At 42.7% G+C, this 12,858-nt stretch carries 13 protein-coding genes; 6 read left to right on the top strand and 7 right to left on the bottom strand.

Annotation, left to right across the window (positions count from 1 at the left end):
* From AC5590_RS17395 to AC5590_RS17380, 4 genes are all read right to left on the bottom strand, one after another.
* Window positions 1-2,167 (bottom strand): two-partner secretion domain-containing protein (locus AC5590_RS17395; protein WP_169264781.1); only part of this gene is annotated, 2,167 nt, incomplete at its 3' end.
* 358 nt (window positions 2,168-2,525) lie between these two features.
* A complete protein-coding gene (locus AC5590_RS17390) occupies window positions 2,526-3,305 on the bottom strand; it encodes a hypothetical protein (protein ID WP_169264780.1) in 780 nt (259 codons plus the stop codon).
* 48 nt (window positions 3,306-3,353) lie between these two features.
* Entirely contained in the window at window positions 3,354-3,602 is a 249-nt protein-coding gene (locus AC5590_RS17385; RefSeq protein ID WP_169264779.1) for a hypothetical protein, read from the bottom strand.
* Between the two features lie 660 nt (window positions 3,603-4,262).
* Window positions 4,263-5,081 (bottom strand): SDR family NAD(P)-dependent oxidoreductase, encoded by an 819-nt coding sequence (locus AC5590_RS17380; RefSeq protein ID WP_169264778.1) that lies wholly within the window; start codon window positions 5,079-5,081, stop codon window positions 4,263-4,265.
* 657 nt (window positions 5,082-5,738) lie between these two features.
* Between AC5590_RS17380 and dhaK the strand changes: the two genes are divergently transcribed.
* The 4 genes from dhaK to AC5590_RS17360 all read left to right on the top strand — a co-directional run bounded on the left by dhaK (window position 5,739) and on the right by AC5590_RS17360 (window position 10,557).
* Window positions 5,739-6,812: a dihydroxyacetone kinase subunit DhaK gene (dhaK, locus tag AC5590_RS17375; RefSeq protein ID WP_169264777.1), complete on the top strand. Its 1,074-nt coding sequence runs from the start codon at window positions 5,739-5,741 to the stop codon at window positions 6,810-6,812.
* 3 nt (window positions 6,813-6,815) lie between these two features.
* Entirely contained in the window at window positions 6,816-7,454 is a 639-nt protein-coding gene (gene dhaL / locus AC5590_RS17370; protein ID WP_169264776.1) for a dihydroxyacetone kinase subunit DhaL, read from the top strand.
* Between the two features lie 325 nt (window positions 7,455-7,779).
* Window positions 7,780-8,742, top strand: a complete 963-nt coding sequence (locus AC5590_RS17365) for an exosortase-dependent surface protein XDP2 (RefSeq protein WP_248277210.1) — start codon at window positions 7,780-7,782, stop codon at window positions 8,740-8,742.
* A 231-nt stretch (window positions 8,743-8,973) separates the two neighbouring features.
* Entirely contained in the window at window positions 8,974-10,557 is a 1,584-nt protein-coding gene (locus AC5590_RS17360; protein ID WP_169264775.1) for an FAD-binding domain-containing protein, read from the top strand.
* A gap of 270 nt (window positions 10,558-10,827) precedes the next feature.
* Here the strand turns inward: AC5590_RS17360 and AC5590_RS17355 are convergent, their stop codons facing one another.
* Window positions 10,828-11,094 carry a hypothetical protein gene (locus AC5590_RS17355; protein WP_169264774.1) on the bottom strand — a complete coding sequence of 89 codons (267 nt, stop codon included), beginning with the start codon at window positions 11,092-11,094 and terminating at the stop codon, window positions 10,828-10,830.
* A 276-nt stretch (window positions 11,095-11,370) separates the two neighbouring features.
* Here AC5590_RS17355 and AC5590_RS17350 point away from each other — a divergent pair, with 276 nt between their 5' ends.
* Together AC5590_RS17350 and AC5590_RS17345 are read left to right on the top strand one after the other, a co-directional pair.
* The gene (locus AC5590_RS17350) at window positions 11,371-11,616 is read left to right on the top strand and encodes an AbrB/MazE/SpoVT family DNA-binding domain-containing protein (RefSeq protein ID WP_169264773.1); all 246 of its coding nucleotides are present in this window, start codon (window positions 11,371-11,373) and stop codon (window positions 11,614-11,616) included.
* On the top strand, window positions 11,613-12,014 hold the full coding sequence (locus AC5590_RS17345) for a type II toxin-antitoxin system VapC family toxin (RefSeq protein WP_169264772.1): 402 nt from the start codon (window positions 11,613-11,615) through the stop codon (window positions 12,012-12,014). Before AC5590_RS17350 ends, AC5590_RS17345 begins: the two co-directional genes overlap by 4 nt.
* Before the next feature lie 76 nt (window positions 12,015-12,090).
* Here the strand turns inward: AC5590_RS17345 and AC5590_RS17340 are convergent, their stop codons facing one another.
* Together AC5590_RS17340 and AC5590_RS17335 are read right to left on the bottom strand one after the other, a co-directional pair.
* Window positions 12,091-12,453 carry a type II toxin-antitoxin system PemK/MazF family toxin gene (locus tag AC5590_RS17340; RefSeq protein ID WP_169264771.1) on the bottom strand — a complete coding sequence of 121 codons (363 nt, stop codon included), beginning with the start codon at window positions 12,451-12,453 and terminating at the stop codon, window positions 12,091-12,093.
* The gene (locus tag AC5590_RS17335; RefSeq protein ID WP_169264770.1) at window positions 12,450-12,725 is read right to left on the bottom strand and encodes a ribbon-helix-helix domain-containing protein; all 276 of its coding nucleotides are present in this window, start codon (window positions 12,723-12,725) and stop codon (window positions 12,450-12,452) included. Before AC5590_RS17335 ends, AC5590_RS17340 begins: the two co-directional genes overlap by 4 nt.
* Window positions 12,726-12,858: the final 133 nt, after the last annotated feature.

Genomic DNA, 12,858 nt, shown 5'->3' with positions numbered 1-12,858 from the left:
GCTGGATTCCAAATAGACCTTGAGTTCTAATTGTGATGTTCCCACCGTTACCGCTGAAAGCATTGGCAGTAATGTCACTATTTTCTAGACCAACCAGGTTATCAGTGGTAATAGTAATGTTACCCCCATTAGCCGTACCTGTGGCATTAGCAGTGATGTTGCTACCACGACGCAATATCAAATCTTTAGAGCGTATCGTAACAGTTGCTTGCTGTTTATTGGGATCAGTGCTGTTGCTGCGAGTGTTAGCTCTCAGAGTGCCGTTGTTGTCCAAACGGATAGCGCGAGCATTTACTGTCAGGTTGCCTGCAGTCCCTGTTCCCAGACTTTGCACAGACACTCCTGCCCGATCCCGCACGAGTAATTCACGGGTGTTAATTGTTAGGTCTCCTCCATTCCCTGTTGCACCTGAGGTATTCTGTTGAGCAAACAAGCCGCTAGAAAATTCACCATCGGTGGTAGTACCAATCAGTTTTACTTTGTCAGATGTGACTATCAAATTCCCTCCATTACCTGCACCAAAAGTGCTAGCACTGACCTGGGCTCCACTCTGCATGAGTAACTCACGGGTATTAATTGTTAAGTTTCCCGCATTCGCTGTTGCATCTTGGGTATTTTGTTGAGCAAACAAGCCGCCAGAAAACTCACCATCAGCCGTGGTACCAATCAGCTCTACTCTATCAGCGGTGACTGTCAAATTACCTCCATCGCCTCCACCAAAAGTGCTAGCAGTGACCCTTGCTCCATCCCGTACTAGCAGAGTACCAGCCTTAATCGTCACCTTGCCAGCATTTCCTGAACTTTCTGTATTCGCATCCACTGTCGCACCATCTGTGATGCTCAAACGCCCGGTTTCTATGCTCAAGTCCCCACCATTTCCACTACTGCCACTACCAGTGCTAGTATAAAAACCGCTGCTATACAGACCTCTCCCTATCAGTTCTATAGACTCGGAAGCTTGTAAAGTAAGATTACCCCCATTACCGGAAGATACAATATAAGTCTGTGCATAAGCGCCATCTTTCGCAATGAACTTACCCGTAGTAATCCTCAAGTCCCCAGAGGAACCACTACCTTGAGATTCTGTAGATAAGCTGCTGGCATACTGATTATTTGTTGATTGTCCAATCAGTTCCACAGACTCAGTAGCGTTGACACTAAAAGTTCCTCCTGGCTTTGACCCAGAGGAGATGGATAAAATCGATGCACCATCACGTAGCGACAGTCGCCTACTCTGTACCTGAATTTCGCCTCCTCCCTCACCACTAGCATCTGCTGAAGCTCTTTGAGATAGTTGGATGTCCCCGAAATTCTGCACGCCTGAATATCCTAAAGCAAAGCCAAAATCTGTTTGACGAAGGTTGACCAAACTTGGTGAAGCAATACTCCCCAATTCAATCCGTCCCGACTCAGCCCTAAGATTTCCACCCTCTAGCAATACATTACCACCTACAAGTGCCAAGGTTTTCCCTGGCTGCACTTGCAGCCCTGGACTATCAGTGCGAATAGTTGCGTCTGTATCTGTTGCATAACTAAATTTATGACCTTCTCCCTGCACCGTAATCGTTCCAGGATTATCCCGAAATCCCAACCCAATCGGAACATTTATAGTTAACAACGGCGGTGCTTGCGGATTAGTCGCACTAAACTCAAACCCATTGTCAAACAGCAAACTATTCGCCGTACTCCCCAAAAAAGAACCACCAATTTGCAAGCTGGCATTTGATCCAAAAATAATCCCTGCTGGATTGAGTAAAAATAAGTTTGCGTTACCTAGTGCTCTAATCGCACCTTCAATATTAGAAACAGAACCACCCGTTACCCGACCGATGATGTTTTGCACATCAAGTGCATTCTTAAAATTAGCCGAACCACCTGTAGGAACAGAAAAATCTTTGAAGCTGTGAAAAAGGTTTCCTCCCCTTGTTGTTCCATCATTGATATCAAAATTCCTGCCATCAGGAGTAGTGACGGTAGTAGATACAGTTCCATCAGAACTGACTTGTGCTTTGACTGTACTTATAGAAGTTAAACTTCCTACAATGTATAAGGGTAAGGTGAATAGAAAGAGCGAATGCGCTTTGCGCACGCTATGCGATGCTAAGGAACTGCCCCACAGAAGCGATGCTGCAAGGCAGGCGCTACGCGAACGCCAATCATGTTTCATAAATTTAAAATTTAAAATGTTTGTTTCTCTTCTCAAAAAAGATTCTAATTGAAAAGCTGTTTTTTAAAAAATCAAAGTTAATGAATTAATACAATTAGCAGGTATGAGGATGATTGGAGGTTGGTGCTGACACAGGAGACTCGTTTTAGCTTTATCCCACGATTTGACCCCACCCCTTGTTAAGGCTACCTTGTACACACATCTGGCTCAAAACCTCACCCTCACTTTTAGCGTAGCTAAAACCTTTCCCTCTCCTTAATAAGGAGAGGGATGCCCGACAGGGCAGGGTGAGGTGAGAGCTGCGGAAGGGGAGCCACGAAGCGCTAGAAAAAACCTCAGTGTGAGGTTGCTCTAGCGTTTACCGGCTACTCTTCAAAACTGTTGTGCCAACAGAATTTTCTAATTCTATACCCTCCAAAAACATTTCGTTGATAGTTTTTTGGCGGTCAATCATCATCTGTCGCACCCAAGAATAATTACCTTGGTTCATGTACTTACCAATACAGTAGCCAGAATACTCAATGTGTTTTGTTTCGTCGTAAATCAACAAATCAGACATCCGAGTTACCTTTGGTAAATCCTCAGGTGTGGCATAGGCTTGGAGTACAGGGCGCAGCAAAAGTTGCAAGATTAATGCCCGTATTTCCAAAAGATTAATCTGGATAATTTCATCCATCACCAGGAATTCATCCATTGTCTTCTCAGGAGAAGGCGTTTCTATGGGTGGATGTTTGTGGTGATAGTATTTAGGCGATGAGGCTTGCAATTCGGCTCGCAAATCCGCCTCCATTTCTGTAGGAAACAGAATATTGAGTAGCGCTACAAACATGAGGGAATGGCGCGACTCATCAATGGAGTGATTGCGAATCAATTCAGCAAATTCCTGATTTTCGATGCCCTGCGAGAATTGCCAAACTTCTTTTGAGCCAGTTCCTTCTTCAACCGCATTCACCATTAGGGAATTAGTGAACCACTCAGCATTACGGGCGAACTGACGATATAAATTACCGTACCATGCCATGCCGTGTGGTGGTGGATGAATTTCACATGCCTCAATCAGAATAGTTTTATAATCCTCAGAAATTTGGCAGTCATAACGTTGAAGATAATTTAACGCTAACTCACTGACAATGTTCATAACTTTCTTTAAGCAATGCCAACAGCAAATCGTCTCCTTTATGAGTTACTAGCTTCCCGCTTCATTCAACGCTATAGGATCTATTGGGGCTGCTTTTATTTGAATTATGAAGACGCGAATGGGGAAAGGGGTAATGCGAATCGGATAACGGACAATCCGAATTGGAAAGACGGTTTTAGCCTGGTCATTGGTACTGTTAAGCGTAGTAGTACCACCTTTTATTGAGTTTAAATCTTCTTGACTTAAATCAAAACTAATCGGCTCGTTATCTAAATCTGCTATTTTGATACTTTCCATTGATTCTACCTGGGTTAAATCTATATCTATCTAAAATAATTTATAGATACGCAAGTCTTTTTTATGAATTCAATGAGCTGAAAAATGCTTCTCTATTATTAGTAAGCACTCATTAAAGACTTCGTTGTCTCATGTTTATTGAAGATAGACTATGTTGTGGAATCATAGCACCAAAAGGATACAGTTTTATGATTTTTACATAATGTAAAAAAGGTAGAATAATTTTATTCTCGACAGAATATTAATAACACCTAAACCACAAGCACAAAAAGGCAAATAAAAAGGTTAAAGAAGGTGGAAATTTGAAAGAGAATCATTCTTTTTCTTGTTCTGATGATCATGGAAATGCCCATACAAGAAGTTGTGCCTTCCAAGAGTTATATTGAAGCAGAGCCTCAAGTGATCCATTTAGGACTTACGCACGAGTTACGAAAAAACAAGATTGTGAGATTGCTTCCTTACGTCGCAGAATCATCCAAAATTCTGGAAAACCTCACCCTGCCCTATGGGACATCCCTCACGCCAGGTGCTACAACGGGGGGAACCCCAACGCCAGATACCTACGGAGGGAAACCCTCCTGCAGTACTGGCTCCGCAACGCACTGGCTCTCCTTGATAAGGAGAGGGATGGGTTTTGGCGTAAAAAACGCTAGAAAAACCTCAGCGTAAGGTTGCTCTAGCGCCTGTGAATCTTTGATAACGTGGTTGTCTGTGTTGGGGGGCAGCCATCTGTAAAACCTTTTCCAATAGCCAAGGAGCAATGCGGTTACACCATACGGCTAAATGAGTTTGCCATCCTACTAAGATTTCTGGTGAATCTCTTTGTAGTCCGCTAACAAGTGCCTGAGCCACTTTCTGGGGAGTTATGGGTACTACCCAACGAAACCACTCTAACTCTCGCACCATATCAGTATCGGTTAGGGATGGTAATAAGGCTACAATTCGGATGTTGTGTTTAGCTAGCTCGCCGCGCAAGGCTTGAGTGAACCCTATAATTGCAAACTTGGTGGCTGAATAAGTTGCCATTGTTGGTGCAGCCACTTTACCCATCAAGCTAGATACGTTAACGATTGTGCCTGAGCCTTGTGCTACCATGCGTCGGGCAACTAGACGAGTCATGGTGTACATTCCGATTAAATTCACGTTTATCTCTACCTGCACATTTGGTAGTCGAGACTCTAAAAAGGGTGTTTGGTGGGCAACTCCAGCACAGTTAACAAGTAGATCAATTGGTCCATAATCTCGCCAAGCTTGAGCGATCGCAATATTCACTTCCACCACTTCAGACAAATCCAAAGGCAAGATCACAGCTTCCACACCAAGCATCTCTATCTCAGAGGCTACTTCAGCTAAACAACCACTATCTCGTGCAACCAACAACAAGCGTTTTATTCCTTGCCTTGCTAATTCAAAGGCGATCGCTCGCCCAATACCACGTGAAGCCCCAGTAACAAGAGCTGTCTTTCCTTGAATATTCATAACTAAAACCTCCTGAGTTAAGTCAGTGAACAGTGAACAGTGAACAGTTATCAAAATTTCAAATGACAACAACTACTGATAACTGGTAACCCTTCGGCTTCGCAGTCGCCTAGGTCGGGAGACCCTCCAAAGAGCGCTGGCTCACTGATAGCTGATAACTGGTAACTGGTTGAACCAAATCGTTCGCAGTAAGAAAGCTTCTCTTACCGCATTCTTCGAGAAAAACTTTGGGTATGTATTTAATCAGATTTCAGTAAACTTTGAGTTGGACTGGCAATATGTAACAATCAAGCAAATCAACAACTGTCTCAAGTCGTCTTTAGTGTAGCCAAACGAGCAACAGAGATATTTCTTAGCTGTCTTACCGGAAAATTGGTGTAAACCAGTTAGAGAAATACCTTTTGGACAATACTACAATCAGTGAATCAGTGAAAAGCCAAGATTAACGTGTAGCATCGATGGCACCTCTTTTAGATATAAGTGTCTACCAGAACCAACTGTCTTTGCATACGCTAGCAAGGGGATCAAGTACTTGCAACATTTATTAATAAAATTCATTAGGTTTTACTTAACTTTACAAAGCTCTCAGAAATGACGAAGGAGCAACAGTGCTTTATTCTTGGTTTTAGTAACTTCTAAATGAAGAGTGACAAGACTATGAAGAAGCTTATTAATAAACCGGAAGACTTTATACGTGAAAATCTAGAGGGTATGGCTGCGGCTCACCCCGATTTGATTAAAGTAAATTATGAGCCTGCTTTTGTCTATCGAGCCGATGCACCAGCACAAGGCAAAGTAGCAATTATTTCAGGCGGTGGAAGCGGTCACGAGCCAATGCACGCTGGATTTGTGGGGATGGGAATGCTGGATGCTGCCTGTCCGGGGGAGGTTTTCACTTCTCCTACCCCAGACCAAATGTTGGAGGCTGCAAAGAGAGTAGATGGTGGGGCTGGTATCGTTTATATCGTTAAGAATTACAGCGGTGATGTGATGAATTTTGAGATGGCAACGGAGTTAGCCCGTAGCGAGGGTATCCAGGTATTAAGTATTCTGATTGATGATGATGTGGCAGTCAAGGACAGCCTCTATACTCAGGGACGGCGTGGTGTAGGCACAACAGTGCTAGCAGAAAAAATTTGTGGTGCGGCGGCACAGCATGGGTATGATTTGCACAAGATCGCAGATTTGTGTCGTCGTGTGAATAAAAATGGTCGAAGTATGGGGATGGCGCTGACTTCCTGCACGGTACCCGCGCTGATGACGCCTACCTTTGAATTGGGCGATCGCGAAATCGAAATGGGCATCGGTATCCACGGTGAACCAGGACGCAAACGCATGAACCTGAAATCAGCCGATGAAATAACTCAGATGCTGGCGCTATCAATTATCGAGGATGCACCTTACACCCGGACAGTGCGCGAGTGGGATGAAGAAAAAGGCGAGTGGATGGATGTGGAACTGATTGATCCGGTTTTTCAGCAAGGTGATAAAGTACTAGCTTTCGTCAATAGTATGGGGGGTACTCCGATTTCTGAACTTTATATCATCTACCGCAAACTGGCTGAAATCTGCGAAAAGAAGGGACTACGGATTGTGCGAAACCTGATTGGTTCTTACATCACTTCTTTGGATATGCAAGGTTGTTCGATAACACTGCTAAAGTTGGATGATGAGATGATTCGGTTATGGGATGCACCTGTAAAAACACCAAGTCTGCGGTGGGGAGTTTGATGTATGGTGACAAAAGAGCAGATTTTACGATGGTTGCAAACATTTGCAACCCAGATAGAGCAAAATAAAGATTATTTGACAGAATTAGATGCGGCGATAGGAGATGCTGATCACGGGATCAATATGGATCGGGGTTTCAAAAAGGCGATCGCCCAGTTACCAACAGTTGCAGATAAAGACATCGGTAGCATTTTGAAAACAGTGAGCATGACCTTAATTTCCTCAATTGGGGGTGCTAGTGGTCCTCTTTATGGGACTTTCTTTCTACGAGCAAGTACAGCCGTAGCTGGTAAACAAGAACTGACTGCTGAGGATGTACTTGAAATGCTCAAAGCAGGATTAGATGGTGTGCTTGGGCGTGGGAAAGCACAACTTGGCGACAAAACGATGATAGATGTCCTAACTCCGGCAGTTATCGCTTTTCAAGAAGCTGTGAGTCAGGGGCAGGATACATTGGAAGCAATGCAACGCGCTGTAGCAGCAGCAGAACAGGGGGTGAAAGATACTGCGCCGATGATTGCCAAAAAAGGACGAGCGAGTTATTTGGGAGAACGCAGCATAGGACATCAAGATCCAGGGGCGACTTCTTGTTATTGGATGCTCAAGAGTTTGTTGACAGTGCTGGAAAGTTCTGGTACATGAAGCAAAAGAGTTCACCCTGATTTCTATTTTTCCTCTGCCTAGAGTGATAAAAGAGAGTTATTGACATAGATAAAAAGCTGTGGGATATTTCTATAAATTACGGTAAAACAGTGTACTTACAGTATTTAAAAGAAAGTTCTTTATTTAAAGGCTTTCAGAAACTGAGAAGCTAATTTACCAAAGATGTGGAGAAGTTTAAAACTTCGCTTGTTGCAACAGCAGGCGCGAAGCTGTACATGTTTAAGACTGTGCAGCTGGTTTTGTTCTGCTTAGTTGATTTAGTCAAGCAAATTTATTTTTGGTGTCTATTTAAGGTGAAATGCTCTTGAAAACTATCTTTGCAAACGCGATCGCGTACCCTAAGGGAGCGCTAAGCGCGATGGCGATACGCGCAGCGTCAAGCCTCCGGCTTATCGCAACAACGGCTGCCTCTATATCAATGGCTTCCCTAGTGGTCACACTGCCTGCTATGGCAGCATCATTCACTCAGTTTTCGTTTAAAACTAATGTCACGGCTAGTACGATTAACGACCCTACAGGTAATCTGTTAAATGACCCCACAAGAGATATCCGCCTGGACTCAGTAGTGTTTAATGGAAACACGATTAGCAACTTTGAGGTTGTCAAACAGGCAAAGATTCTCCAGAACGATACCTACAGGCTCGACGATGGAAGTGTCCTGGGCGTACTCCATTCAGGACGAGGTCCCAATACCCCCGGCGACAACCTGCTTGGAGAAGGTCCCTCAAAACCCAACCCAACTAATCAAGACATTGTTAACAGTTTGGGCAATTTAAATCTGAATAGCATCCTGGTTACGCGTGAAAATGCAAATAAAGCAAGTATCGAAGTCTCTTTCGAGAATCCCGTGAATACCTTCTTGTTCTGGGAGCGTGGTGGAACACCGGGTGGAGCAGTTGCAGGCGATAGCGATTTATTGGTTGAAGCGCTGGACGATAATAATGCGGTTGTAGCAAGTTACAAAATATTGAGGCAAAACTACACGAAAGCTGACTACAACATCAGTACTGAGGTCATTCCAGTTCTTAACAATGGACCTTTCAATATTGGGTCTCAAGGCATTAGGCTGGATGGAATTACCACGAAAACACTGCGATTAACTAGCTCTAACAATAATGGGCTACTTGCTGGTGTTCCTAACGACAACGGACCTGATTTCAAAATTGTGGCAGCAAAAACAGTGGGCGAACCCACCACTATTGTGGGTGCGCTGGTAGTCGGCAGTTTGGGAGCCGTCCTAAAGCGTAAGAGAACAGTTGCAGGCTGATCTAGCAAGCATCTTTGATCTGTGAGAATTCTTTGCTGGGAAAGAATCCTCACAGTTATTTATAGCTTTAAGTACATATCCTTATTGAAGGAAGTCGGAAATTCTGAAATTATAGTAAGCCTCTGTTTGACTTGTCTACTAATTAATCTCACCAATGCTAACTATTTTTAACACGACGTTTATTATGGCAGGTAAGCTTAGCTAAAGATAAAATTATAGTACAATTGAACCATGCGAATTATATGGTTTCGACGAGATTTACGATTAACTGATAATGAATGCGTAGCAGAAGCATCAGCCAATGATGCCCCCGTATTGCCCTGTTTTATAATCGACCCGTGGTTTTATCAAAAATGGACAGACGTGGGTAAAGCACGGGTAAGATTTTTGTTTGAATCTTTAGAGAACCTTGACCAAAATTTACGCTCTTTGGGTAGTCATCTGTACTTATTTGAAGGGGACTCCGTAAATATTGTGCAAGAAATGACTCAACAATTGATGCAGCAAGGACACAAACCGAAACTTTACTTCAACCGTGATGTACAGGTTGAATACGGGATTGAACGCGATAGCGAAGCGCTGCTGCTTTCAGCAGATCGCACTATCGTTAATTTCTACCAACAACTTAACCTTGACTACCACATTGGTCTAAACAACTTTGTGCAAATCGACGATGATCACCGCGACCAATGGTTTAACGAGTACTATACCTACGTTAGACAAACATCTCACCCGACTCCTATTCACATTAACACCCCACAGATATCTTTCAACCTACCCCAACTTAGTTTTACTGAACTCAAACACAAGTACCACGCTTTTTACGAAACGAAGAAAGTGTACTTCAAAGGTGGAGAAACGCAAGCGCAAAAAACTTTAGACTCATTTCTTACCAAAAGATTTTATGGGTATCATTGGAAACTCTCCCGCCCGTGGGCAGCACAACAGAAGGCAACGTCCCATCTTTCCCCTCATTTAACATTTGGTACAATCTCTGTGAGAAATGTGTACCAGCGTACAAAGGCACGGGCAGCAGAACTTGCGGATACACCCAAAGCAGAATTTTCCTTAAAAGCATTTCGCGATCGCCTGCGTTGGCACGATAGTTTTACGCAGCGGTTATATTTTCATCCAGAAATAGCACATACTAACTTTTATCCGGAGTTTGATGAGTATTACCAACCAGATGAACTGACTCCACAGCAGCAAGAATTATTTCATGCTTGGCAAGAGGGTATAACTGGTTTCCCAATGGTTGATGCGAGTATGCGTCAACTCAAAACAATGGGTTGGATGAATTTCCGCATGCGAGCGATGTGTGCTACTTTCCTGACTATTAATTGCGGTATCTCTTGGCATCATGGAGCAAAACATTACATGAACTGCTTGGTAGATGGCGATTTAGCTATTAACAATTGGCAATGGCAGATGCAGGCTGGTATTACTAATCCCCTTAGTGATACTTTCCGCATATACAATCCCAATAAGAATATTGAAGAAAAAGACTCAGATTTGCGCTTTATTTACCATTGGATACCAAAGTTACTCGGTTATAGTTTATCTGAAATTCTTGAAGGCAAGTATATAGAGCATGGTTTATACCCATCACCAATTTTAGATTGGGCGCAGACCAGGCTAGTTAATGGCAAGATTGTTTTAGATATTCGTAAGCGTGTCAAACAACGACTACTGATTGAAGGTGGCAAGGAGTGCGAAAACGCTTTAGCAACTAAAACAGCAGTAAATAAATACGTTGAATCCAAAGATAAACAGTACCAACAATTTAAGAAATTGGAATCACAATTGGGGCAGTAAGGCATAAGTTAATTTTTCTGCACCTAATTTAAAGCAGGTGAGTACATCACTACCCACCCCTAACCATCAGGTTTTTTAATTCCTCTCGTCTTCTATGCCCCTCGCCTTTGGTGGTGAGGGATTTTATTTGAGTTTATAAAGCAAGCATCCCGAACACCAAGAGAATGCTTGCTATGTAGCGGTTACGCCTGTTTTTCTAGGATTAACTGACTACCGCAAAAGCTAGATTTTTGGTACATCGGGATATTGCACAAAAAACTCTACCATCCTCTAAAGCCCATCGTTTTGGTGCGTTTGTTCCTCCCAAAGGGAAGAACCTTTGGTTCCTTTATGCTGCTTGTCTTTTTTCTTTAATTCCATGTAAACATTAATCTCGTTAACTTCTATATCATGCTCAATTCTGGTTACTATCCAGTTATCCTTTTTTAGGTAAATTTCCTCTCCTATTCTGGGAATAAACTGTAAATCGTAGAACTTTTTGAGAAAATCTTTTTGGTTTTCTTCCCATAAGATTACTTTGACTGCTTCTTTGCTCATTGATTCAGTAGTTTAAGGAAATACGGGAGCAAGTTTATCTTAAGTAATTAATTTCTGAATTACTGCTTATCTCAAACCAACTTTTGTCTTATTCATGTAATACGGTAACTGACTTTAGATAGCAATCAATTTTAGAGTGACGCGTTACGCTTTCAGCCGTCTGGGGTACGCGCGATACCCTTTGCGCCAAGCCTCTGGCTTATCGCCTTTGGTTGACTGTCAACTCGTTAACTCCTTACAATAAAGTAAGAATTTTTATAAAAGTAAGGAAATCTCATGTCCATTGCTACAATTACTAGTAAAGGTCAGACAACTATCCCAAAGGAAATTCGGGAGAAACTAAACTTGCGTCCAGGCGATCGCATTCATTTCATTATTGAACCAGACGGCAAAGTCTACATTCAGCCGGTGAATATTCAAGTTGAGGAATTGTCTGGTATCCTCCATAAAGCAGAAAGGAAAGCAGTCTCTATCGAGGAAATGAATGAAGCAATTGAGCAATGTGCTGGTAACTTGTCATGAATGGACTAGATACTAACGTTCTAGTTCGTTATCTAGTTCAAGATGACATCGAACAAGGTAGACTTGCGGCGGAGTACATCAAGCAAGTTAAGGCAAGTGGTGAAACCTGTTTCATCAACAACATCGTTCTTTGTGAACTCGTTTGGGTACTCAAAAGTTCCTATAAACTCAGCAGAAGTGAAATTATCGACGTTCTTGAAAAAATACTGAGAACGGATGCGTTTGACTTTGAAAATAGAGAAACGGCTTGGTTGTCGGTACAGGACATGAAAAAGGGAAAAGCTGATTTCTCGGACTATTTCATTGTGAAGTTAAACAAGCAAGCAAGCTGTACTGAAACTGCTACATTTGACACAAAGTTGCAAGAATTTGAAGGAATTCGGCTACTTTCTACTTAACCCTCTTTTATCACTTTCGGAAGAGAATCACTTAAAATGCCTACAGCATAAGACTTTCAATAAATTATGGGTCAACTCATTCAGTCATTATCTCTTGCCCTGGTAAATCTAAAGCTATCAACAACGCCTGAGCCAACTTTGCCATTACATCATCAGAAAGCGCCCCTCGTAAACGCAACAAGCGGGTTTTTGACAACACTCGCACCTGATCTGCCATTGCTACAGAGTCTTGGGTAAGTCCGCCATCTGATGCTTGAATCAACACTTGAGTGGGGTAAACACGCTTTCCCGATTGATAAGTGGTACAGGGAACTGCCAACACAACTGGACTGTATGAATTAATCACATCACGACTGACAATGATCACAGGACGAGTTCCCCCTTGTTCAGAACCCTCAGTTGGCTCTAAACGAGCATCATAGACTTCACCGCGTTTCATTCTGGAGATTCACCTAACTGCAAAGCCTCCCACTGCGCCGAAGCAAACTCCGCTTCCATCTTTAAGACTTCTGCCTGATACTCAGGATCATTTGCCATTTCTGCCAAAGCAGCATCAACTTCTGCTCGTTTCAGCGCTGCTAATTCTCGACGTAACGCTTGCGCCACAAACTCATTACGACTCTTGGCTTTTCCTTCCTGCACTACCTTATCTGTTGCTTCCAACAGTTCGCTTGGTAGTGTTAATGTTGTACGAACAGTTTGGTTATTCATTATTTGATGACTTTTTTGATGTCATAAATGATGTCTATAATGATATCAGATGAATCAAAATGTAAGTTTTTTTTAGGCTATCGCCCATACCACTCCGAAATCAAAAGAACAAATGAACTAGAGTTTCACCCAA

Origin of the sequence: Brasilonema octagenarum UFV-OR1 (assembly GCF_963888615.1) — a bacterium.
GTDB classification, from domain to species: Bacteria; Cyanobacteriota; Cyanobacteriia; order Cyanobacteriales; family Nostocaceae; genus Brasilonema; species Brasilonema sennae.
The sequence above is the reverse complement of the archived record's forward strand: the minus strand, read 5'-3'. Positions and strand labels throughout refer to the sequence as shown.